The sequence below is a fragment of the Streptomyces sp. NPDC053431 genome, from assembly GCF_044544925.1.
Taxonomy (GTDB): domain Bacteria; phylum Actinomycetota; class Actinomycetes; order Streptomycetales; family Streptomycetaceae; genus Streptomyces.
The window spans coordinates 161188-183019 of record NZ_JBITXX010000009.1 but is presented as its reverse complement, the minus strand read 5'-3'; the positions used below and the strand labels follow the sequence as shown (position 1 = coordinate 183019).

At 72.3% G+C, this 21832-nt stretch carries 22 protein-coding genes and 5 tRNA genes; 19 read left to right on the top strand and 8 right to left on the bottom strand.

The window, feature by feature from the left end:
* Window positions 1-55 precede the first annotated feature (55 nt).
* From ACIGXE_RS22310 to ACIGXE_RS22275, 8 genes are all read left to right on the top strand, one after another.
* On the top strand, window positions 56-841 hold the full coding sequence (locus ACIGXE_RS22310; RefSeq protein ID WP_399749958.1) for a fumarylacetoacetate hydrolase family protein: 786 nt from the start codon (window positions 56-58) through the stop codon (window positions 839-841).
* Window positions 834-2309, top strand: coding sequence for a glutamate--tRNA ligase (gene gltX, locus ACIGXE_RS22305; RefSeq protein WP_399749956.1), 1476 nt, complete (start codon window positions 834-836; stop codon window positions 2307-2309). The genes ACIGXE_RS22310 and gltX overlap by 8 nt, the downstream gene beginning before the upstream one ends.
* Window positions 2310-2369: 60 nt before the next feature.
* The gene (locus ACIGXE_RS22300) at window positions 2370-3092 is read left to right on the top strand and encodes an HAD family hydrolase (RefSeq protein WP_399749955.1); all 723 of its coding nucleotides are present in this window, start codon (window positions 2370-2372) and stop codon (window positions 3090-3092) included.
* A 95-nt stretch (window positions 3093-3187) separates the two neighbouring features.
* Window positions 3188-3259, top strand: a tRNA-Gln gene (locus ACIGXE_RS22295).
* Window positions 3260-3300: 41 nt separating this feature from the next.
* A tRNA-Glu gene (locus tag ACIGXE_RS22290) sits at window positions 3301-3373 on the top strand.
* A gap of 61 nt (window positions 3374-3434) precedes the next feature.
* Window positions 3435-3510, top strand: a tRNA-Glu gene (locus ACIGXE_RS22285).
* An 18-nt stretch (window positions 3511-3528) separates the two neighbouring features.
* Window positions 3529-3600: transfer RNA gene (locus tag ACIGXE_RS22280), tRNA-Gln, on the top strand.
* Window positions 3601-3618: 18 nt separating this feature from the next.
* Window positions 3619-3694 (top strand) — tRNA-Glu (locus ACIGXE_RS22275).
* Between the two features lie 164 nt (window positions 3695-3858).
* Here ACIGXE_RS22275 and ndgR read toward each other — a convergent pair.
* Window positions 3859-4575 carry an IclR family transcriptional regulator NdgR gene (ndgR, locus tag ACIGXE_RS22270; RefSeq protein ID WP_128977462.1) on the bottom strand — a complete coding sequence of 239 codons (717 nt, stop codon included), beginning with the start codon at window positions 4573-4575 and terminating at the stop codon, window positions 3859-3861.
* 140 nt (window positions 4576-4715) lie between these two features.
* Here ndgR and leuC point away from each other — a divergent pair, with 140 nt between their 5' ends.
* The 4 genes from leuC (at window position 4716) to ACIGXE_RS22250 (ending at window position 7902) form a co-directional block, all read left to right on the top strand.
* Window positions 4716-6140 carry a 3-isopropylmalate dehydratase large subunit gene (gene leuC / locus ACIGXE_RS22265; RefSeq protein ID WP_399749953.1) on the top strand — a complete coding sequence of 475 codons (1425 nt, stop codon included), beginning with the start codon at window positions 4716-4718 and terminating at the stop codon, window positions 6138-6140.
* 6 nt (window positions 6141-6146) lie between these two features.
* A complete protein-coding gene (gene leuD, locus ACIGXE_RS22260; RefSeq protein ID WP_399749951.1) occupies window positions 6147-6740 on the top strand; it encodes a 3-isopropylmalate dehydratase small subunit in 594 nt (197 codons plus the stop codon).
* A 104-nt stretch (window positions 6741-6844) separates the two neighbouring features.
* Window positions 6845-7072, top strand: coding sequence for a hypothetical protein (locus ACIGXE_RS22255; RefSeq protein ID WP_365348999.1), 228 nt, complete (start codon window positions 6845-6847; stop codon window positions 7070-7072).
* Between the two features lie 143 nt (window positions 7073-7215).
* Window positions 7216-7902, top strand: coding sequence for an HU family DNA-binding protein (locus ACIGXE_RS22250; RefSeq protein ID WP_399749949.1), 687 nt, complete (start codon window positions 7216-7218; stop codon window positions 7900-7902).
* Window positions 7903-8048: 146 nt separating this feature from the next.
* On the opposite strand, the gene ACIGXE_RS22245 is transcribed toward ACIGXE_RS22250, so the two are convergent.
* A complete protein-coding gene (locus ACIGXE_RS22245) occupies window positions 8049-8252 on the bottom strand; it encodes a hypothetical protein (protein WP_391107826.1) in 204 nt (67 codons plus the stop codon).
* Window positions 8253-8262: 10 nt separating this feature from the next.
* Window positions 8263-8946 (bottom strand): 2-phospho-L-lactate guanylyltransferase, encoded by a 684-nt coding sequence (gene cofC / locus ACIGXE_RS22240; protein WP_399749948.1) that lies wholly within the window; start codon window positions 8944-8946, stop codon window positions 8263-8265.
* 124 nt (window positions 8947-9070) lie between these two features.
* Here cofC and ACIGXE_RS22235 point away from each other — a divergent pair, with 124 nt between their 5' ends.
* The 3 genes from ACIGXE_RS22235 to ACIGXE_RS22225 all read left to right on the top strand — a co-directional run bounded on the left by ACIGXE_RS22235 (window position 9071) and on the right by ACIGXE_RS22225 (window position 12039).
* Window positions 9071-9823, top strand: coding sequence for a lysophospholipid acyltransferase family protein (locus tag ACIGXE_RS22235; RefSeq protein WP_399749946.1), 753 nt, complete (start codon window positions 9071-9073; stop codon window positions 9821-9823).
* Window positions 9820-10821, top strand: a complete 1002-nt coding sequence (locus tag ACIGXE_RS22230; protein ID WP_399749944.1) for an NAD(P)H-dependent glycerol-3-phosphate dehydrogenase — start codon at window positions 9820-9822, stop codon at window positions 10819-10821. The genes ACIGXE_RS22235 and ACIGXE_RS22230 overlap by 4 nt, the downstream gene beginning before the upstream one ends.
* A 78-nt stretch (window positions 10822-10899) precedes the next feature.
* Window positions 10900-12039, top strand: a complete 1140-nt coding sequence (locus ACIGXE_RS22225) for a D-alanine--D-alanine ligase family protein (RefSeq protein WP_399749943.1) — start codon at window positions 10900-10902, stop codon at window positions 12037-12039.
* Between the two features lie 85 nt (window positions 12040-12124).
* On the opposite strand, the gene ACIGXE_RS22220 is transcribed toward ACIGXE_RS22225, so the two are convergent.
* Together ACIGXE_RS22220 and ACIGXE_RS22215 are read right to left on the bottom strand one after the other, a co-directional pair.
* Entirely contained in the window at window positions 12125-12607 is a 483-nt protein-coding gene (locus tag ACIGXE_RS22220) for a DUF3515 domain-containing protein (RefSeq protein ID WP_399749941.1), read from the bottom strand.
* Window positions 12608-12627: 20 nt separating this feature from the next.
* Entirely contained in the window at window positions 12628-12861 is a 234-nt protein-coding gene (locus tag ACIGXE_RS22215; protein ID WP_399749939.1) for an Lrp/AsnC ligand binding domain-containing protein, read from the bottom strand.
* 105 nt (window positions 12862-12966) lie between these two features.
* Here ACIGXE_RS22215 and ACIGXE_RS22210 point away from each other — a divergent pair, with 105 nt between their 5' ends.
* Genes ACIGXE_RS22210 through thiD form a run of 3 tightly spaced genes read left to right on the top strand, consistent with a single transcriptional unit; the run spans window position 12967 to window position 14854 of the window.
* Window positions 12967-13098, top strand: a complete 132-nt coding sequence (locus tag ACIGXE_RS22210) for a hypothetical protein (RefSeq protein ID WP_382483160.1) — start codon at window positions 12967-12969, stop codon at window positions 13096-13098.
* Window positions 13095-14057: a thiamine-phosphate kinase gene (locus ACIGXE_RS22205; protein ID WP_399749936.1), complete on the top strand. Its 963-nt coding sequence runs from the start codon at window positions 13095-13097 to the stop codon at window positions 14055-14057. Before ACIGXE_RS22210 ends, ACIGXE_RS22205 begins: the two co-directional genes overlap by 4 nt.
* Window positions 14054-14854 (top strand): bifunctional hydroxymethylpyrimidine kinase/phosphomethylpyrimidine kinase, encoded by an 801-nt coding sequence (gene thiD / locus ACIGXE_RS22200; protein WP_399749934.1) that lies wholly within the window; start codon window positions 14054-14056, stop codon window positions 14852-14854. The genes ACIGXE_RS22205 and thiD overlap by 4 nt, the downstream gene beginning before the upstream one ends.
* A 139-nt stretch (window positions 14855-14993) precedes the next feature.
* On the opposite strand, the gene rpmB is transcribed toward thiD, so the two are convergent.
* Window positions 14994-15179 (bottom strand): 50S ribosomal protein L28, encoded by a 186-nt coding sequence (rpmB, locus tag ACIGXE_RS22195; protein ID WP_003957616.1) that lies wholly within the window; start codon window positions 15177-15179, stop codon window positions 14994-14996.
* Between the two features lie 235 nt (window positions 15180-15414).
* On the opposite strand from rpmB, the gene ACIGXE_RS22190 reads away from it, so the two are divergent.
* Window positions 15415-17001, top strand: coding sequence for a DAK2 domain-containing protein (locus tag ACIGXE_RS22190; protein ID WP_399749932.1), 1587 nt, complete (start codon window positions 15415-15417; stop codon window positions 16999-17001).
* Window positions 17002-17123: 122 nt separating this feature from the next.
* On the opposite strand, the gene ACIGXE_RS22185 is transcribed toward ACIGXE_RS22190, so the two are convergent.
* Window positions 17124-19844 (bottom strand): tetratricopeptide repeat protein, encoded by a 2721-nt coding sequence (locus tag ACIGXE_RS22185; protein ID WP_399749930.1) that lies wholly within the window; start codon window positions 19842-19844, stop codon window positions 17124-17126.
* On the bottom strand, window positions 19841-21652 hold the full coding sequence (locus ACIGXE_RS22180; RefSeq protein ID WP_399749929.1) for an HSP90 family protein: 1812 nt from the start codon (window positions 21650-21652) through the stop codon (window positions 19841-19843). Before ACIGXE_RS22180 ends, ACIGXE_RS22185 begins: the two co-directional genes overlap by 4 nt.
* Window positions 21653-21832 lie beyond the last annotated feature (180 nt).

The following is a 21832-nucleotide window of genomic DNA, read 5'->3' as shown; positions in this document are numbered from 1 at the left end:
CGTTAGCCTGGAGCGTCAGACTCCAGCCAGTAGCAAGGGAGGGGCGACAGCACTCGTGCGCATCGCCAGATTCTCCATCGACGGCAATGTCGCCTTCGGCGCCGTCGAGGGCGAGGGAACCGTCGAGTCCGGCGGCCTGGTCCTCGACATCATCAAGGGCATCCCGTACACCGACTTCGAGCTCAGCGGCACGAAGGTCCCGCTGAGCAAGGTCCGGCTGCTGCCGCCGGTGCTGCCCAACAAGATCGTGGCCGTCACCCGCAACTACGCGGAGCACGCCAAGGAGCTCGGCAACGAGGTCCCCGAGGTCCCCGTGACCTTCTTCAAGCCCACGACCTCGGTCATCGGCCCCGGCGACGCCATCGAGTACCCCTCCTTCTCCAACGAGCTGCACCACGAGGCCGAACTGGCAGTGGTCATCGGCCGCATGTGCCGCGAGGTTCCGCGCGAGCGGGTGAAGGACGTCGTCTTCGGCTACACCTGTGCCAACGACGTCACCGCCCGCGACGTCCAGAAGCGCGAGGCCCAGTGGGCCCGCGCCAAGGGCTTCGACACCTCCTGCCCGCTGGGCCCCTGGGTGGAGACCGACCTCGATCCGAGCGACCTGACCATCCAGGCCACGGTCAACGGCGAACAACGCCAGCTCGGTCGTACGAGCGACATGGTTCGCTCCATCGAGGACCTGGTCGTCCACATCTCCGAGGCCATGACGCTGCTCCCGGGCGACGTCATCCTCACCGGCACCCCCGCCGGGGTCGGCCCCCTCACCGTCGGCGACGAGGTCGCCGTCACCATCGAAGGCATCGGCACTCTCACCAACAGGGTGATCAAGCGTGGCTAACGCGAACGTCCGCGTACGTTTCTGTCCCTCCCCGACCGGCAACCCCCACGTGGGCCTGGTCCGCACCGCCCTCTTCAACTGGGCCTTCGCCCGGCACAACCAGGGCACCATGGTCTTCCGCATCGAGGACACCGACGCGGCGCGCGACTCCGAGGAGTCGTACAACCAGCTGCTCGACTCGCTGCGCTGGCTCGGTCTCGACTGGGACGAGGGCCCGGAGATCGGCGGCCCGCACGCGCCCTACCGGCAGTCCCAGCGGATGGACATCTACCGGGACGTCGCCGCCAAGCTGCTGGCCGGTGGCCACGCCTACCACTGCTACTGCAGTCAGGCCGAGCTCGACGAGCGCCGCGACGCCGCCCGCGCCGCCGGCCGGCCCTCCGGCTACGACGGTCACTGCCGCGAGCTGTCCGCCGAGCAGGTCGAGGTCTACCAGGCCGAGGGCCGCGAGGCGATCGTCCGCTTCCGCATGCCGGACGAGCCGATCACCTTCACCGACCTCGTCCGCGGCGAGCTCACCTTCACCCCGGACAACGTCCCGGACTACGGCATCGTGCGCGCCAACGGCGCCCCGCTGTACACCCTGGTCAACCCGGTCGACGACGCCCTGATGGAGATCACCCACGTCCTGCGCGGCGAGGACCTGCTCTCCTCCACCCCGCGCCAGATCGCGCTCTACAAGGCGCTGATCGAGCTGGGCGTCGCCAAGGAGATCCCGGCCTTCGGCCACCTGCCGTACGTCATGGGCGAGGGCAACAAGAAGCTCTCCAAGCGCGACCCGCAGGCCTCCCTCAACCTCTACCGCGAGCGCGGCTTCCTGCCCGAGGGCCTGCTCAACTACCTCTCCCTCCTCGGCTGGTCCTTCTCCGCCGACCAGGACCTCTTCACCATCCCCGAGATGGTCGAGAAGTTCGACATCGCGGACGTCAACGCCAACCCGGCCCGCTTCGACCTCAAGAAGGCCGAGTCCATCAACGCGGACCACATCCGGATGCTGGACGTGAAGGACTTCGCCGCGGCCTGCGAGCCGTGGCTGAACGCCCCGCACGCGAACTGGGCCCCGGAGGACTTCGACCGGGCCGCCTGGGAGGCCATCGCCCCCTACGCCCAGACCCGCCTGACCGTCCTGTCGGACATCACGGCCAACGTCGACTTCCTCTTCCTCAAGGAGCCGGTCGCCGACGAGGCCAGCTGGACCAAGGCGATGAAGGAGGGCTCGGACGCCCTCCTGATCACCGCCCGCGAGCACCTGGAGACGGCGGACTGGAACGACCCGGAGTCGCTGAAGAACGCCGTCCTGGCCGCCGGCGAGGCCCACGGCCTCAAGCTCGGCAAGGCCCAGGCCCCGGTCCGCGTCGCCGTCACCGGCCGCACGGTCGGCCTGCCGCTCTTCGAGTCCCTCCAGATCCTGGGCAAGGACAAGACCCTCGCCCGCATCGACGCGGCCCTGGCGAAGCTCGCCGGCTGACCCGCGCCGTACGCACCGGTACCCCCCTCCCGCGCCCGGGACGGGGGTACCGTCGTTTCCATGACCATCCGCGCGGTGCTCTGGGACATCGACGACACGCTCTTCGACTACGCGAGCGCCGACCGGGCCGGGATGCGGGCGCATCTCGCGGCCGAGGGGCTGCTGGGCGCGTACGGCTCCGTCGAGCAGGCCCTGCTGCGCTGGAAGGAGCTCACGGAGCTGCACTGGCGCCGGTACGAGGCCACCGGCGGGGACTTCCAGGAGCAGCGGCGCGACCGGGTGCGGGACTTCCTGGGGCGGCCGGAGCTCACCGTCGCCGAGGCCGACGACTGGTTCGACCGGTACGTGGTGCACTACGAGGCGGCCTGGGAGCTCTTCCCGGACACCGTGCCCGTCCTCGACCTGCTGGCCCGTGACTACCGTCACGGGGTGCTGTCCAACTCCAGCATCCGCAACCAGGACCACAAGCTCCGTGCCCTGGGTCTACGGGACCGCTTCGAGGCCGTGGTGTGCGCCGCCGAGCTCGGGGTGGCCAAGCCGGCCGCGGAGGCCTTCCACGCCGCCTGCACCGCCCTTGACCTGCGTCCTCACCAGGTGGCGTACGTCGGGGACCAGCCGGACATCGACGCCCGGGGCGCCGTGGAGGCGGGCCTCACGGGGATCTGGCTGGATCGCGCGGGGACCGGTGGCAGACCCGAGCTGACCCGGATCACCGACCTCCACCAGCTGCCCGCGCTGCTGCGTGCGGATACGCGTTTTGGAGCACCGTCCACCTTCAGGTAATGTTCTTCCTGCGCCGAGGGGAACGGGCCGAAAGGCCGGAAAGCCCCGGAAGCGCAAGCCGAGCAGGATCCCTTCTCGAAGTGATCAAGTTCCGGTGGCCTATGGTGTAATTGGCAGCACGACTGATTCTGGTTCAGTTAGTCTTGGTTCGAGTCCAGGTAGGCCAGCTCGCAGAGCTCATCTGCAAACCGTGGATGGCATCCACAAAGCCCCCGTTGTGTAGCGGCCTAGCACGCCGCCCTCTCAAGGCGGTAGCGCCGGTTCGAATCCGGTCGGGGGTACAGATCCTTCCCGCGGGATCACTTGGGTAGCTCCCGGTGAACCCGATGCAGGATCGCTAGGGCCCCCGTTGTGTAGCGGCCTAGCACGCCGCCCTCTCAAGGCGGTAGCGCCGGTTCGAATCCGGTCGGGGGTACCAACTGGTCTAGACCACCAGTGGCCTATGGTGTAATTGGCAGCACGACTGATTCTGGTTCAGTTAGTCTTGGTTCGAGTCCAGGTAGGCCAGCGGATCTCTTTTGATCTTGCCCCCGTTGTGTAGCGGCCTAGCACGCCGCCCTCTCAAGGCGGTAGCGCCGGTTCGAATCCGGTCGGGGGTACCAAACGAAGAAGCCCTTCCCTTCGGGGGAGGGCTTCTTCGCTGTTTCCGGCACGTCATGATCGCGCACACAACTCCGGCCCACCGCTGCGGCGTTGGAGCGGTGGGCCGGGGTCGGGACGGGCCGGAGCAGGCCCGACAGATGAAGAGAGTGAGGAACGGGAGGGCTCAGCCGTTGCGGCGGAGGGCCTCGGTCAGGCGGGCGGCCGCGTCGATGACCGCCTGGGCGTGCATACGGCCCGGGTGGCGGGTCAGGCGCTCGATCGGGCCCGAGACCGACACGGCGGCCACCACGCGGTTCGAGGGCCCGCGTACGGGCGCGGAGACGGACGCGACGCCCGGCTCCCGCTCGCCGATCGACTGGGCCCAGCCGCGGCGCCGTACGCCCGACAGGGCCGTCGCCGTGAAGCGGGCTCCCTGAAGGCCGCGGTGCAGCCGCTCGGGCTCCTCCCAGGCCATGAGGATCTGCGCGGACGAGCCGGCCTTCATGGTCAGCGTGGAGCCGACCGGGACGGTGTCCCGGAGTCCGGACAGCCGCTCGGCCGCCGCCACGCAGATCCGCATGTCGCCTTGGCGCCGATAGAGCTGGGCGCTCTCGCCCGTCACGTCGCGCAGATGCGTCAGCACCGGCCCGGCGGTCGCGAGCAGGCGGTCCTCACCGGCCGCGGCGGCGAGCTCCGCCAGCCGCGGTCCGAGGATGAACCGGCCCTGCATGTCGCGGGCCACCATCCGGTGGTGTTCCAAAGCCACGGCGAGTCGGTGTGCCGTGGGTCGTGCGAGTCCCGTCGCCGCGACCAGACCTGCGAGGGTGGCCGGACCGGACTCCAGGGCGCTCAGGACAAGGGCTGCCTTGTCGAGAACGCCTACGCCGCTAGAGTTGTCCATGCAACGATATTCGCGTCTCACTCTGTGAAACGCAAGTTCAATTTTCCGAGGAACCCGTCACTCTGGTGAGGCGGCCGCACAACGGCCCGCGAAACGGGTCTCTAGTGGTGCCGGCGCAGCCGCCGGCCGGAGGGAAAGCGATGGGTAGGACACTCGCGGAGAAGGTCTGGGACGACCACGTCGTCCGGCGCGCCGAGGGCGAGCCCGACCTCCTCTTCATCGATCTGCACCTGCTGCACGAGGTGACCAGCCCCCAGGCCTTCGACGGTCTCCGGCAGAACGGCCGGCAGGTGCGGCGGCTCGACCTCACCATCGCCACCGAGGACCACAACACCCCGACCCTCGACATCGACAAGCCGATCGCCGACCCGGTCTCCCGCGCCCAGCTGGAGACGCTGCGCAAGAACTGCGCCGAGTTCGGTGTCCGCCTGCACCCGCTGGGTGACGTCGAGCAGGGCGTCGTCCACGTCGTGGGACCGCAGCTGGGTCTGACCCAGCCCGGCATGACCGTGGTCTGCGGCGACTCGCACACCTCCACGCACGGCGCCTTCGGCGGCCTGGCGTTCGGCATCGGCACCAGCCAGGTCGAGCACGTCCTGGCCACCCAGACGCTGCCCATGGCCCGTCCGAAGACCATGGCGATCACGGTGAACGGCGAGCTGCCCGAGGACGTCACGGCCAAGGACCTGATCCTGGCGATCATCGCCAAGATCGGCACCGGCGGCGGCCAGGGCTACGTCCTGGAGTACCGCGGCTCCGCCATCGAGAAGCTCTCGATGGAGGCCCGGATGACCATCTGCAACATGTCGATCGAGGCCGGCGCCCGCGCGGGCATGATCGCCCCCGACCAGACCACCTTCGACTACCTCGAGGGCCGTGCCCACGCCCCCAAGGGCGAGGACTGGGACGCCGCCGTCGCGTACTGGAAGACGCTGAAGTCGGACGAGGACGCGGTCTTCGACGCCGAGGTCGTCATCGACGCCGCCGAGCTGGCCCCGTTCGTCACCTGGGGCACCAACCCCGGCCAGGGCGCCCCGCTTTCGGCGAACGTCCCCGACCCGGCTTCGTACGAAGACGCTTCGGAGCGTCTCGCCGCCGAAAAGGCCCTGGAATACATGGGGTTGACCGCCGGCCAGCCGCTGCGCGACATCAAGGTCGACACCGTCTTCGTAGGCTCCTGCACCAACGGCCGCATCGAGGACCTGCGCAACGCCGCCTCCCTGCTGCAGGGCCGCAAGGTCGCCGACGGCGTCCGGATGCTGGTCGTTCCCGGCTCGGTCCGGGTCGCCCTGCAGGCCGTCGAGGAGGGCCTGGACAAGGTCTTCAAGGAGGCCGGCGCCGAATGGCGGCACGCGGGCTGCTCGATGTGTCTGGGCATGAACCCCGACCAACTGGCGCCCGGTGAGCGTTCCGCGTCCACCTCCAACCGCAACTTCGAGGGCCGGCAGGGCAAGGGCGGCCGCACCCACCTGGTCTCCCCCCAGGTCGCCGCCGCCACCGCCGTCCTGGGTCACCTGGCCTCCCCGGCCGATCTGTCCGACGTCGCCACCACCGCGGGGGTCTGAGGAACCATGGAAGCTTTCACCACGCACACCGGCCGCGCCGTTCCGCTGCGCCGCAGCAACGTCGACACCGACCAGATCATCCCCGCGCACTGGCTCAAGAAGGTCACCCGCGACGGCTTCGAGGACGGCCTGTTCGAGGCCTGGCGCAAGGACGAGCAGTTCGTCCTCAACCGCCCCGAGCGGCAGGGCGCCACGGTCCTGGTCGCCGGCCCCGACTTCGGCACCGGCTCCTCCCGCGAGCACGCCGTCTGGGCGCTGCAGAACTACGGCTTCAAGGCCGTGATCTCCTCCCGCTTCGCCGACATCTTCCGCGGCAACTCGCTGAAGAACGGGCTGCTGACCGTCGTCCTGCCGCAGGAGACCGTCGACGCCCTGTGGGAGCTCACCGAGGCCGACCCGACCGTCGAGGTCACCGTCGACCTGGAGGCCCGCAAGGTCCTCGCGCCCGGGATCGACGCCGACTTCGAGCTCGACGAGAACGCCCGCTGGCGGCTGCTGAACGGTCTGGACGACATCAGCCTCACCCTTCAGAACGAAGCGGACATCGCCGCCTACGAGGCCTCTCGGCCGGGCTTCAAGCCCCGTACAATTACGGCCTGAGCAGCGCTTTTCCAGTACTGCGCCCCCCACCGTCCGGTGGGGGGCGCAGTCGCTTGTTGAGACCCTGTCGGGCGACAACTCGCCCTAGATGGCACAATCGGTGCATGGAACGCGACAGCCAACTCGAGCTCTACGAGGCAGTCGCCGCCCGATTGAAGGAAGCGCACAGAAGGGTGCGCGAACTGCAAGTCCCGGAGGGCGTAAGGATGGCGCTGTCCCGGAAGCTGCTGGTCGTCACGGCCGCGGCGAAGCACGATCTCTCGGACGCGGCAACGCGTCTGGACCGGTTGATGAAGGACCTCGACGAGGGCCGATTCCCTGAAGACGACTGACACCAGGAACTCCGCAACGGCACTTCTGCGTTGCGGCACTAGGGTGATTAGCCCGTTTCGTGTTTGATTTGCGGTATATACATGCCTAACGTGCGAAAAAGCTTGAACACTTTCGTTCCGGCAATGTCTCCGAAGGGGAAGACGTGAACAAGGCGCAGCTCGTAGAAGCGATTGCCGACAAGATGGGCGGTCGCCAGCAGGCCGCCGACGCCGTCGACCACGTGCTCGACGCCATCGTGCGCGCCGTGGTCGGCGGGGACCGGGTCTCGGTCACCGGCTTCGGCTCGTTCGAGAAGGTCGACCGTCCGGCCCGCTACGCCCGCAACCCGCAGACGGGTGAGCGCGTGCGGGTCAAGAAGACCTCGGTTCCGCGCTTCCGTGCGGGTCAGGGCTTCAAGGACCTGGTCAGCGGCTCGAAGAAGCTCCCCAAGGGCGGCGAGGTCTCCGTCAAGAAGGCCCCGAAGGGCAGCCTCACCGGCGGCGCCGCCTCGGCGACCGTCAAGAAGGCGGCGGCCAAGAAGGCCACCACCGCGAAGAAGGCCGCCGCGAAGAAGGCGACCCCGGCGAAGAAGACCACGGCCGCCGCGAAGAAGACCACGCCGGCCGCGAAGAAGACCACCACGGCCGCCAAGAAGTCCACGCCGGCCGCGAAGAAGACCACCACGGCCGCCGCCAAGAAGGCGGCTCCGGCCAAGAAGGCCACCCCCGCGGCCAAGAAGACCGCCGCCAAGAAGACCGCGCCGGCGAAGAAGGCCACCGCGAAGAAGGCGCCCGCCAAGAAGACGACGGCGCGCAAGACCACCGCGAAGAAGACCGCCGCGAAGAAGTAGGACCCACGGCGACAGGTGCTCACACGCCGGGCCGGGCTCCCTCACGGGGAGCCCGGCCCGCGGCGCGTTCCGGCGAAGACCCGACGGGACCGGCGAAGGCCCGGACCCGGAGCGCGAAAGCCCGGTGCGGACCCGCCGGCGGGTCCCTAGAAGGTCTGCAGCGTCACCAGCGTGATCCGCAGGGCGGTGCCCTCGCCCTCCGTCTCGATCCGCACCCGCTGCCCCGGACGCAGCAGCCGCAGCCCGCCCGCCTCGAAGGCCTCGGCCCCGAACTCCACCGGGGTGCCGTCGTCGAGCAGCACACTGCCGCTGCGGGTCTCGGAGTCGTACGTGTACGCGGTCGCCTGCATGACCCGCAGCCTATCCGGCCGCGGGCATCCAGCGGGCCGCCGTCCGCGGCCCCACGCCCAGCGCCACCGCGGCCGCCAGATCCTCGCCGGTGTCCACGTCCCGGCGTACGGAATCCACCCCCGCGAGCCGGATTTCCACGGCCCCCGAGGACAAATGCCGACGCCGTGAAGCCCCTCCGAAAGCCGGTTCCAATTCCACCCCCGGACCCGCCGAGAGGAATGTCGTACCTATTTCGGCGGCATCCGCGAGAAAAGCCCGCGGAAATTGCCCCGCCACGCCCAGGACCCGCGCCAGCTCGGCGGGCCGGAGCGCCGGCAGGTCCGCGTTGAGTGCCGCCACCCGCGTCCCCGGCCGCAGCGCCCGCACCGTACGGGCGCCGTGCGCGAGGGCCTCGTTGAGACCCGCGCCCGGCAGGTCCGGCACGATCCGGGCCCCCAGGGCCGACAGCGCCGCCGCGGCGGCCGGATCGTCCGTGACGACCGCCACATCCCGTACCCCCGGGCAGGCCAGGGCCGCCGCCACGGTGTCCTCGGCGAAGGCGAGCGCCAGCCTTCCCCGCAGCCGGCCGCCCACCGCGGGGCCCAGCCTGCTCTTGGCCCGCGCCAGCGGTTTGAGGGGAACGACCAGGGACCAGTCGTCGTAGGCGGTGTCGGCCACGTACTCGGCCGCGGTGTCGTCGGCGTAGCTCGTCATCGCGCCCCATTCTGTCCCGCCCGCGCGATCCGCCCGAGCGCCGGGGCGTACGGTGTCCTCGACAGGCCAGGAGCAGGAGGCGACACTTGACCCCCTGCGCACCCGTCCGGAGAAAGGTGTCCGAGTGTCCCGCCGCAGAATCGGCTTCTGGTACCGCCTGGCGGCGGTCATCGCCAAACCCCCGCTGGTGGTGCTGTTCAAGCGGGACTGGCGCGGAACGGAGCACATCCCGGCCGAAGGCGGCTTCATCACCGCGGTGAACCACAACTCGTACCTGGACCCGCTGTCCTACGCGCACTACCAGTACAACACCGGGCGCGTGCCCCGCTTCCTCGCCAAGGCCGCGCTCTTCAAGGGCTCGTTCGTCGGCGCCATCCTCCGCGGCACCGGCCAGATCCCCGTCTACCGCGAGACCACCGACGCCCTGGACGCCTTCCGGTCCGCCGTCGACGCCATCGAGCGCGGCGAGTGCGTCGCCTTCTACCCCGAGGGCACCCTCACCCGCGACCCCGACATGTGGCCCATGGCCGGCAAGACCGGTGCCGCCCGCGTCGCCCTGCTCACCAAGGTGCCTGTCATCCCGGTCGCCCAGTGGGGCGCCAACCTCGCGATGCCGCCGTACGCCAAGGAGAACAAGCTCCGGCTCTGGCCGCGCAAGACCCTGATCGTGCAGGCCGGTCCGCCGGTCGACCTCTCCCGCTTCCACGACCTCGAGCCGACGCCCGACGTGCTGCGCGAGGCCACCGAGGAGATCATGGCGGCCATCACCCGGATCCTCGAGGAGGTCCGCGGCGAGAAGGCCCCGGCCGCGCCCTACGACCACCGCAAGGCCCGCCTGGAACAGCGCCGCAAGGCCGCGGGGGAAGGCAAGAAGTGACCAAGGCAGCCGTCTTCGGCAACGGATCCTGGGGCACCGCGTTCGCCATGGTGCTCGCCGACGCGGGCTGCGAGGTGAGCCTGTGGGGCCGCCGCGCCGAACTCGCCGCGACGATCAACCGCACCGGGGCCAACCCGGACTACCTCCCGGGGGTCGAACTCCCCAAGGGCATCACGGCCACCGCAGACCCGGCCGAGGCCGCCCACGGCGCCGACTTCACCGTCCTCGTCGTGCCCTCCCAGACCCTGCGGACCAACCTCGCCGCCTGGGCGCCCGAGCTGGCCCCCGACACGGTCCTGGTCTCGCTCATGAAGGGCATCGAACTCGGCACCGCCAAGCGGATGAGCGAGGTGATCACCGAGGTCGCGGACGTGCCGGCCGAGCGCGTCGCCGTCCTCACCGGCCCCAACCTGGCCAAGGAGATCGCCGCCCGGCAGCCCGCCGCGGCCGTCGTCGCCTGCGCCGACGAGACCGTCGCCCAGCGGCTCCAGACCGCCTGCCTGACCCCGTACTTCCGCCCGTACACCAACACCGACGTCGTCGGCTGCGAACTCGGCGGCGCGGTCAAGAACGTCATCGGGCTCGCCGTCGGCATCGCGGACGGCATGGGCCTCGGCGACAACTCCAAGGCCACCCTCATCACCCGCGGCCTCGCCGAGACCACCCGGCTCGGCCTCGCCATGGGCGCCGACCCGCTCACCTTCTCCGGCCTGGCGGGCCTGGGCGACCTGGTCGCCACCTGCTCCTCGCCGCTGTCCCGGAACCACACCTTCGGCACCAACCTGGGCCGCGGCATGACCCTCCAGGAGACCATCGCCGCCACCAAGCAGACCGCCGAGGGCGTCAAGTCCTGCGAGTCCGTGCTCGATCTGGGCCGCCGGCACGGCGTCGACATGCCCATCACCGAGACCGTCGTCTCGATCGTGCACGAGGGCAAGCCGCCGATCGTCGCCCTCAAGGAGCTCATGTCGCGCTCCGCGAAGGCGGAACGCCGGTGACGCCCCGCTGAGCCGGACGCGCGCGGCACACGCGGGGCGCTCAGCAGTTCGGACGCCGCAAGGTACCCTCATCGCGATATGAGCGAGAACACCCAGAGCCCCCGCAAGCCGCGCGTCGCCGTCGTCTTCGGCGGACGCAGCTCCGAGCACGCCATCTCCGTCGTCACCGCCGGTGCCGTCCTCAAGGCAATCGACCGGGACAAGTACGACGTGCTGCCGATCGGCATCACCCGGGAGGGGCGCTGGGCGCTGACCGCCGACGCCCCCGAGCGGATGGCGATCGCCGACCGCACCCTGCCGGACGTCGCCCAGCTCGCCGAGTCCGAGACCGGCGGCGTGATCCTGCCCGTCGACCCGGCCAGCCGCGAGGTCGTCCTCAACGAGCCCGGCTCCCTGCCGCAGGCCCTCGGCGAGGTCGACGTGGTCTTCCCCATGCTGCACGGCCCCTACGGCGAGGACGGCACCCTCCAGGGCCTCCTGGAGCTCTCCGGCATCCCGTACGTCGGCGCGGGCGTCCTCGCCTCCGCCGTCGGCCAGGACAAGGAGTACATGAAGCGCGTCTTCGTCTCCTTCGGCCTGCCGGTCGGCCCGTACGCCGTCGTCCGCCCCCGCGAGTGGGAGCAGAACCCGGCCGCGGCCCGCAAGAAGATCGTGGAGTTCGCCGCCGACCACGGCTGGCCGCTCTTCGTGAAGCCGGCCCGCGGCGGCTCGTCCGTCGGCATCACCAAGGTCGACGACCTCTCCGGCCTCGACGAGGCCATCGAGGAGGCCCGCCGCTTCGACCCGAAGATCATCGTCGAGGCGCTGGTCCGCGGCCGCGAGATCGAGTGCGGCGTCCTGGAGTTCGAGGACGGCCCGCGCGCCAGCGTGCCCGCGGAGATCCCGCCGGTCACCGACCACGACTTCTACGACTTCGAGGCCAAGTACATCGACTCGGCGTCCGGCATCGTGCCCGCGCCCATCGGTCCCGAGGCCACCGCCGAGATCCAGCGCCTGGCCGTCCTCGCCTACGAGTCCGTGTCCTGCGAGGGCCTGGTGCGCGCCGACTTCTTCCTCACCGAGGACGGCGAGTTCGTCATCAACGAGATCAACACCATGCCCGGCTTCACGCCCATCTCCATGTACCCGCGCATGTGGCAGGAGAGCGGCGTCAGCTACCCGGAGCTCGTCGACCGGCTCATCCAGGCCGCGCTGAACCGCTCCACGGGCCTGCGCTAGCGGCGGCGACCCCCTGGGTCGAGGGCCCCCCGGGCCACGGACCCGGGGGGCCCGGTCACGGACTCTGCCCGGTCACGGACTCGGGTCACAGACTCGGGGGGACGGCCTTCTTCACGGGGGCGGCGAGATCCACCAGCGGGCCGACGTCGTGCGCGTACCGCTCGTCCAGCGACACCTCGACGTACGCCTTGCGGTAGGTCGTCGTGAAGCGGGGTCCGTCGCCCTCGCGCGGCTCGTAGAGCCAGTTCACGCCGTCGGCCTCCACCGCGTGCGCCTGCGGATCGTTCATCTTTTCGGGCCGGGGGACGCCGCAGCGCAGTACGATCGCCGCATCCCCCCACGCGGCGGTCAGTTCGGACTCCGGCTCGGTGCCGGTCCGGGCCAGACCCGCCACGGTGCCGGGCAGCTCCTTCGCGAGGGCACGGCAGAAGGCGGCCTCGGCCGCCGGAGGGCTGGGAACCGGGACCGACGCCTTCGCGTCCGCGGTGGAACAGCCCGCGACGGCCAGCAGTACGGCGGCCGAAGCGGCGGAAGCGGGCAGGCCGAAGGGCCGGTGGGAAGACGTCACCGGCCAAGGGTAGACGGGGGCTAGAGATGCACGACCGGGCAGGTGAGGGTGCGCGTGATTCCTTCCACTTGCTGGACCTTGGCGACCACCATGCGGCCGAGCGCGTCCACGGTGTCGGCCTCGGCTCGGACGATCACGTCGTAAGGACCGGTCACGTCCTCTGCCTGGATCACTCCAGCGATCTTGGAGATGGTCTCGGCGACGGTCGACGCCTTGCCCACCTCGGTCTGAATAAGGATGTACGCCTGTACCACGGAACCTCCAGGGCGGCCACGAGGATCTTGTGGGAGAAAGAGACGCCACGGTACCGCGTCGCCGCGGGCCGCGGGGAGACCTCCGAGCTCGGAGGTGCCCGCGGTGTGGCGTACACAGATGAGAAGTTGACGGTCTACTTGACGGTATCCGGCACGGTGACGGCCCGCGACCCGCACGGCGAGGAGCAGCGGAGCGGCGCGGCGGCCGGCACGACGACACGAGGTGACACGCGGTGAAGGGCACAGTCGGAGAGCTGGGCGAGTTCGGGCTCATCAGGGAGCTCACCTCCCGGCTCACCTCCACCCCCGCGGTGCGGATCGGGCCCGGCGACGACGCCGCCGTGGTCTCCGCCCCCGACCGGCGGGTGGTGGCCAGCACGGACATCCTGCTCGAAGGGCGCCACTTCCGCCGCGACTGGTCGACGGCCTACGACGTCGGCCGCAAGGCCGCGGCGCAGAACCTCGCCGACATCGCCGCCATGGGCGCCGTCCCCACCGCGCTGCTGCTCGGCCTGGTCGTGCCCGCCGAACTGCCGGTCACCTGGCCCACGGAGATGATGGACGGATTGCGCGACGAATGTCAGGTCGCGGGCGCGGCGGTGGTCGGCGGCGACGTCGTCCGCGGTGACACGATCATGGTCTCCATCACCGCGCTCGGCGATCTGCGCAACCACGACCCGGTCACCCGCGGCGGCGCCCAGCCCGGCGACGTCGTCGCCTACACCGGCTGGCTCGGCTGGTCCGCGGCCGGCTACGCGGTGCTCTCCCGCGGTTTCCGCTCCCCGCGCGCCTTCGTCGAGGCCCACCGCCGCCCCGAGCCCCCGTACCACGCGGGCCCCGCGGCCGCCGGGCTCGGCGCCACCGCCATGTGCGACGTCAGCGACGGCCTGATCGCCGACCTCGGCCACATCGCCGAGGCCAGCAAGGTCCGCATCGACCTGCGCTCCGGCCTCATCGACATCCCGACCCAGATGAACGACATCGGCCAGGCCGTCGGCGTCGACCCGCTGCAGTGGGTGCTCACCGGCGGAGAGGACCACGCGATCGTCGCCACCTTCCCGCCGGACGTGAAGCTCCCCGCCCGCTGGAAGGTCATCGGCGAGGTCCTCAACCCCTCCGCGCTGCCCCAGGTCACCGTCGACGGCGCGCCCTGGCACAGCGCGGGAGGCTGGGACCACTTCGGGGGCACGGAGTGACCTCCCGGCCGCCGCTCGTCCTCACCGTCGCCGGATCCGACTCCGGCGGCGGTGCCGGCATCCAGGCCGACCTCAAGACGATGCTCGCGCTCGGCGTCCACGGCATGAGCGTGATCACCGCCGTGACGGCCCAGAACTCCCTGGGCGTCCAGGGCGCCTGGGAACTGCCCGAGGAGGCCGTACGGGCCCAGTACCGGGCCGTGGTGGACGACATCGGCGTCCAGGCCGTCAAGACCGGCATGCTGGCGAGCGCGGCGCTCGTGGAGACCGTCGCGGAGCTGCTCGCCGGCACGGACGCCCCCGTGGTCGTCGACCCGGTGGGCGTCTCCAAGCACGGCGACCCGCTGCTCGCCGCGTCCGCGCTGGACTCCGTGCGGACGAAGCTGCTGCCCGTCGCCACCGTCGCCACGCCCAACCTGGACGAGGTCGCGCAGCTGACGGGCGTCGTCGTCGAGGACGAGGCCGGGATGCGCCGGGCCGCCGAGGCGATCCTCGCCCACGGGCCGCGCTGGGCGCTGATCAAGGGCGGCCACCTGCCGTCCGGCGAGGCGGCCGTCGACCTGCTCACGGACGGCGCGGAGGAGCTGTGGCTGCGCGCCCCGCGGCACGACAACCGGCACACGCACGGAACGGGCTGCACGCTCGCCTCGGCGGTGGCGTCGGGCCTCGCGAAGGGCCTGGCGGTGCCGCGGGCGGTACGGGAGGCGAAGGCGTACGTGACGGGCGCGATCGCGGCGGGCTTCGCGCTGGGCGGGGGCATCGGACCCGTGGACCACGGCTGGGTCCACCGCCGTTGACCCACCGCCGTCGCCCCACCGCCGTAGGGCATGGCAAAAGGCCGGTTCACCGAGGTGAACCGGCCTTCAAGGCAACCGGGGGGCTGCGCTACGACGAGACGTCGGCGGGGCTGTCCCCGCTTCCGCGGGGGAGCACCAATTAGCGCGAGACCTTGCCGGCCTTGATGCACGAGGTGCAGACGTTGAGCCGCTTCGGCGTCCGACCGACCACGGCACGCACACGCTGGATGTTCGGGTTCCAGCGACGAGACGTACGGCGGTGCGAGTGCGAAATGTTGTTGCCGAAGCCCGGCCCCTTGCCGCAGACGTCGCAGTTGGCAGCCACGGGTCACTCCAAAGACTTCAGATTTACAGTGAAACCGGCGCACCGGAATCGGATCAGGGATCTGAAGTGGCTTGCCGGGGAATGGCCCGACGTGTGCCGGGCAACCGAAGCAGCATACAACGGCTGCTCCCGTGGAACGAAACTACCACGGTCCGCACGGCCCCCGCCCCGGGCACCGGCCGGGACCGGGTCTACCCTGCGGTGAACCCACCGCAGCGCACAGGAGGACCACCCGTTGCCGCGAGCTCCGCAGACCCTCGACGCCGAGGCGGTCCGATCCTGGTGCGCAGGGGCGCTGGCGGCGCTCGGCAGGGAGCGCGAGGAGATCGACGCCATCAACGTCTATCCCGTCGCGGACGGGGACACCGGCACGAACCTCTATCTGACGCTGGAGGCGGCGGCCCACGCGGTCGACGAGGCCTTCGCCGAGCGGTCCGAGGCGGCCCCCGACGTGGCGGAGGCCATACGCGCCATGGCGCACGGCGCGCTGCTCGGCGCCCGGGGCAACTCCGGGACGATCCTCTCCCAGCTGCTGCGCGGCACGGCCGCGGTCCTCGCCGAGGGACGTGACGGGGATCACCTCGCCCGCGCCCTCGCGAGCGCCGCCGAGGCGGCCCGGCAGGCCGTCGCCCACCCCGTCGAGGGCACCCTCCTCACCGTCGCCGACGCGGCGGCGGGCGCCTGCGCCGGGGGCGGTGAGCTCGTGACGGTGGCCACAGCGGCCTACGAGGGGGCCAGGGCGGCCCTGGAGCGCACCCCCGGCCAACTGGACGTACTGCGCCGCGCGGGCGTCGTGGACGCCGGTGGACGCGGTCTGGTGGCGGTCCTCGGAGCGCTGGTGGAGGCGCTGACCGGCGAGGCGCCCGTACGGTCCGCGGAGCCGGCGCACCGCCCGGTCCTCGCCGCGGCGGACTGCGAGGGCGCCGCGGCGGGCCCGGCGTACGAGGTCATCTACCTCCTGGAGGCCGAGGACGGGGCCGTGGAGCGGCTGCGGGCCCGGCTGGACGAGCTGGGGGAGTCCCTGGTGGTCGTCGGCGGGGACGGCCTGTGGAACGTGCACGTCCATGTCGACGACGCGGGCGCGGCGGTCGAGGCCGGCGTGGAGGCGGGCCGCCCGTACCGGATCCGCGTCACGCACTTCGAGGGACGAGGCGAGCCGGCCGGGCGGGCGGTCGTCGCCGTGCTCCCGGGCGAGGGCCTGGCCGGGCTGTGCGCCGAGGCCGGCGCGACCACGCTGCTGGCCCGGCCCGGGGAGCCCCCGTCCGGTGCGGAACTGGCCGAGGCGATCCGCCGGGCCCACGCGCGCGAGGTCGTCCTGCTGCCCAACGACGGCGACCTGCGCCAGGTCGCCGCGGCGGCGGCCGAGCAGGCCCGAGCCGAGGGCATCCGGGTCGCCCTCATCCCGACCCGCGCGGCCGTCCAGGGCATCGCCGCCCTCGCCGTCCACGAACCGGACCGCCGCTTCGACGAGGACGTCGTCGCCATGACGGCGGCGGCCGGTGCCACCCGCTACGCCGAACTCGCCGTCGCGGAACGCCAGTCCTTCACGTCGGCGGGCGTCTGCCAGGCCGGCGACGTCCTGGGCCTCATCGAGGGCGACGTCGCCGTCATCGGCCAGGACCTCACGACCACCGCCCGCACGGTCCTCGACCGCATGCTCTCCGCCGGCGGTGAACTCGTCACCCTCATCGTCGCCGCCGACACCCCCGACACCCTGGCCGCGACCCTGGAATCCCACGTCCGCGCGACCTATCTGGCGGTCGACACGACGACGTACCACGCGGGCGACGGGGCGCCGCCGCTGCTGATCGGCGTCGAGTAGCGCGACCGCCCCGGCGTTCGCCCCTTCCCCCGGCCGCCCCGACGGTGGACCCCCGCCGGGTGCGGCTCGCTCGGGCGGTGGCCGGCGGCCCCCGGCAGGGTTCCGGGAAGGCAGGACGGGGGTCACTCCGTCGCGGGCGCCGTCGCTTGGGCGAGGAGGGACTCCGCCTCCGACCGCAGGTCCGGGGTGCCCAGCTCCAGGACCTCCCGGGCCAACGGGATCGCCGACCCGGGATCGGACAGGTCCAGGTGGATCCAGGCCATGAGGAGCCGCGCGGAGAGGCGGGCCTCGGCGGCGGGCCCGCCGGCCTCGCCGTGGGTGGCGGCCGCGCGTTCCGCGAAGGGGAGGGCGGCCCGGAGGTCTCCGCCCCGGGCGAGGAGTTCGGCGGTCTGGCGGTAGGTGTCCGCCAGCAGCTCACCGTCCTCGCCGCACGCGTCCGCCGCCGTCGCCATCAGGGCCCGCCCCGCCTCGTCCGGGCCCGCGATCCACGCCCGGGCGCGCAGGGTGCGGACGTACGCCGGTGTGTTGCCCAGCTCCCGCCACAACTCGCCCGCCCGCTCGTACGCGGCCGCCGCCTGCTCGTCCAGGTCCGCCCGGGACAGCGCCTCCGCCGCCAGGTTCGCCAGCATCGCGTGGTCCCGCTGCTCCGGCCACTCCTTGGCCAGCTCCGCCGCCTTCAGCCACTGTTCGGCGGCCGAGCGCGGCTCGTTCAGGGCCATCAGGCAGTCGCCGAGCCACCACCGCGTCTGGACGACCATCCCGTCACCGTGCTCGTCGGCCGACAGGTCGAGCAGCGCCGCCTCCAGGATCGCCGCCGCCTCCTCGCGCCGGCCCTCGCGCAGCAGCCAGCCGCCCAGCAGATGGCGGGCGTACGCGCCGATGCCCCGGCTCTCGCCCGCCTCGTCGGCCCAGTGCGCCGCCTCCAGCGCGTGCTCGGCCGCCTCGCCGTACCGCTCCGTCGCGCCGAGCACCTCCGCCAGCCGCAGCCGCAGCCGCGCCTGCCCGTCCGGCCCGACGAACGCCGCCCCGTGCTCCAGGGCGGCCCGCGCCGCGCGCTCGGCCGTCACCAGGTCCCCGGTGTGCTGGGCGAGGCCCGAGAGCCGGGCCTCGGGCTCCACCGCGTACCAGGGGAGACCGGCCCCGACGAGGAGCCCGGCCGCGCGCTCGTACCGCTCGGCGGCCGCCGCCAGGTCCCCCTCCCGCGCCGCCAGGTCGCCGAGCAGCGACTCGGCGTCGGCGATCCGGTCGGCGACGTCCGGGGCGTCCGCCCAGCCGAGGACCTCCTCGGCCGCCTCGCGCGTCAGCAGCAGCCGGGCCCGCAGCAGCAGCGCGCCCGACAGCTGACGCGCCGTCGCCACGCCCTCCGCGTGCAGCGCCCGCAGCCGGGCCACCGGCTCGTCCGTCTCCTCGGCCGCGCCACGCGCGAACGCGCCCCGGGCCCGCGCCGTCCACGCCTCCGCGGTCGCGCCGGCCGCCTCGTACGCCTCGGCCGCCTCCTGGAACAGCTCGGCGTCCACCCGGGACATCGCCCGGTGGTCGAGCACCTCGGCGCGGGCCAGGGCGTCGAGCTCCACACGCCCCTCCTCGGCGGCCTTCGCGACCGCCTCCCACGCCTCGTCCGCGTCCGGCCGCCGCTCGGCGGACAGCCGGCGCGCCTCGGCGAGCGGATCGCCGGCTGCGGCCGCTCCCGCGGCCACCGCGGGGGCGGGAACGGGGGCGGGCACGGCGGTGACGCTCGCCGCCCGCACCCCCAGCGGCAGCCGGTCCAGCAGCGGCTGCGCCGCCATCCGCTCCCGGACGGTCCGGCTCACCTGGTCCGTGCCGTTGCGCTCGTCGAAACGGCGGGCCAGTTTCTCCGCCTCCACGCGCGCGTGCCGCCCCAGTTCGGCCGCCGTCCGGTCCGTGCCCGCCGGCCCCGGCACCGTCCGGTCGCCCAGGCCGCGCGCGACCAGCCGGTCCATCAGGAGCGCCGTCACGGCGAGGAAGTCCAGCTCGCTGTCGGGGTCGCCGTGGTCGGTCAGATACGCCGGGCGCTCCGCGAGCAGCTCCAGGCCCCGCGCCTCGTTCCCCGTCAGCGCGCAGAACTCGATGTGGTCGGCCAGCGCACTCCGCATGCTCTCCATCGGCCGCACCAGCCGGTAGCCGCGCAGATGGTTGGCCCGCGCCTGCTCGGTCCGGCCGAGCCGCAGCAGCGGAAGCAGCGAGGAGGCGAGCACCGCGTGCGGCTCGTGGGCGCAGCTGTGCTCGCCCTCCAGGACGGGTGCCCAGGTCGCCAGCGCCGCCTCGTCGTCGCCGAGCTGCGCCTGCCACGAGCCCTGCCCGTGCAGCTCGCAGGCATGGCAGTCGGCCATGTCGTCCCGGTCCGCCGCCAGCCACGCGGCGTACGCGCGCCGCGCCCGCTCCTGGTCGCCGATGTGCCGCGCGACCCGGAACTCGCCCTGGCGCACGGCCCGTTCGGAGTGGCCGGCGAGCCGGTAGCGGTGCTCCATCTCGCCCAGCCACTTCTCGATCGAGGCGAGCGGGATGTCCGGCTGGTCGAGCATGCCGCTGGAGACCCACTTGAAGACCCAGTGCAGCGAGTGCGTCTCGTACGCGTCGAAGTCGCCGGGGTTCTCGTCCCACATCCGCAGCAGCCGGGCGAAGGGCACGAACATCTTCGCCTTCTCGGAGCTGTAGTTGTAGACCTGCAGCTGGTGCCCGAGCGCCTCGATGACGGCGAGCGGCTCGCCGAGCAGCTCGGCCTCGGCGAGGATCCGCTCGGCGCGCGCGTTGCGGGCCGGTCCCTCGGGCTGGGCGTAGTTGTCCCGCATGGCCTCGCGCAGGGCCTGGAAGGTCGACGTCATGCCTGGGCACCTCCGTTGTCGGTCGTCCACTCGAGCAGCCCGAGGAACGTGCGGTTGAGCAGGGCGGTGTCGGCCGGGCGAAGAGGGCGCTGGGCCATCAGGAGCGCCTGCCCGTAGAGCGCCTCGACGGCCGTGGCGGTCAGCCGCGGGTCGGCGAGGGCGCCGATCCTGCGGACCAGGGGGCTGTTGTGGTTGAGGACGAGCCGGGCGCGCGGCGCGCTGCCCCGCAAGGAGCCCAGGATCCCCGCCCACAGCCCGTCGGCCTGCTCCTCGGCCTCCGCCCGCGCCCGCTCGTGCCGCGCCGACCGGTCGTCGAAGTGCAGCGCGGGCACGGTCAGCGGATGGAACGAACGCAGCCACACGTCGCAGTCCAGCGCGTCCAGGGTCGCCCGGGCCACCGACAGGAACCCGGTGAGCGCGAGCTCCTGCGCCGGGTCCACCGCGTCCAGGTGCGCCGTCACGGTGTCCGCGTCCAGCTCGGCGACCGAGGTCCCCGGGCGCACGTCGGGCAGCCGCTCGACCAGCTCCGCGTCGTACGTGTAGCCGCCGTTCACGACGCCGATGCCCTGCGCGGCCGCGATCGCCGCGACCTGGCGGAACTCCTCGACGGTACGGGTGAAGTGGACGACCCGGTGACGGCGGGCGAACTCGTCCAGCGACAGCTGTCCGTCCGTGGTCTCGAACGGCAGCCACGGCAGCATCGCCGACAGGACGGCGTCGTCGTGCCGGGCCAGCGACTTCACGCCCAGATGGTGCACGGACAGGAACTGCCCGAGCCGCTCGGGCGAGCCGGCCGCCAGATCGGTCAGCCAGCCCCGGATCGCGTCCCCGAGCGCGTCCCGCACCCCCGCCAGGGCCTCGTCCTCGTACAGCGCTTCACGCGAGGCGGTGGGGCGCAGGGTGTCGGTGTCCAGGACGCAGCGCACGAAGAACGCCCAGTCGGGCAGCAGCCCGTCCGCCCGCTCCGTGAGCAGCATCCCCTTCAGATGGACCCGGTGCCCGGCCCGCTGCGCCGGACTCACCGCCGACGGCAGCACGTACGCGACCCCCCGGATGCCCGCCAGCGGCAGGTCGAGGTCGATCGAGTCGAGCGGCCGGAAGCCGAACAGGCTCTCGCAGTGCGCGGCGAGGGCGACCCGGCGGGCGGCGGGGGAGGCGTGGTCGCGGTCCCAGGGCGCGGGCAGGTCGGTGACGGACTGCTCGCCGACCCGGATGTCGTACGGGAGCAGGGAGCCGAAGTCGCGGGCGAGGGTGAGGACCCGGTCGTGGCCGAGCCACTCCTCGGTGCCCGGGCGGGCGGTGAGGTGGACCGTGGTGCCCGCCTCGGGGTGCTCCTCGGACGCCAGGGTGCGGACGGTGTACGAGCCGTCGTCCCGGGCGCGCCATTCGACGGGCAGGGCGCCGGGGGTGCGGGCCGAGCGGGAGACGACGCGGATCTCGCGGGCGACGACGAAGCAGGCGAGCAGGCCGATGCCGAACTGGCCGAGGAAGTCGCCGCGGGCGGTCTCCAGGCCGTGGGCGGCGTCGCGTTTGGAGCTGCGGCCGATGGTGGCCAGGAGGGTGTGGACGTCGGTCTCGGTGAGACCGATGCCGGTGTCCGTGACGCGCAGACCGGTGCCGTCCGCGTGGATGCGGACGCGCGCGGGCGCCTCGGGCTGCTCGGCGCGTCGGGCGGTGAGGGCGTCGACGGCGTTCTGGAGGAGCTCGCGCAGGAACACGCGCGGGCTGGAGTAGAGGTGGTGGGAGAGCAGGTCCACCAGGCCACGCAGATCGACCTGGAACGTGTGCGGTGTCTGGTCAGCAGTCATCGTCGCTGCGCCGGTGGGGGGACGGGCGACGGCGCGGGGTCGGGCGATCCCGGCGGCCGGTGATCGCGGATGAGGAGCGGAAGAGCGGCCATCCTAGGCGCCGCGCCGACGACGTGACCAGCGGATAAGCCGACGTGACCGGCGGATGCGGCGGGCTTGCGCGACGACTGTCGGTGCCGT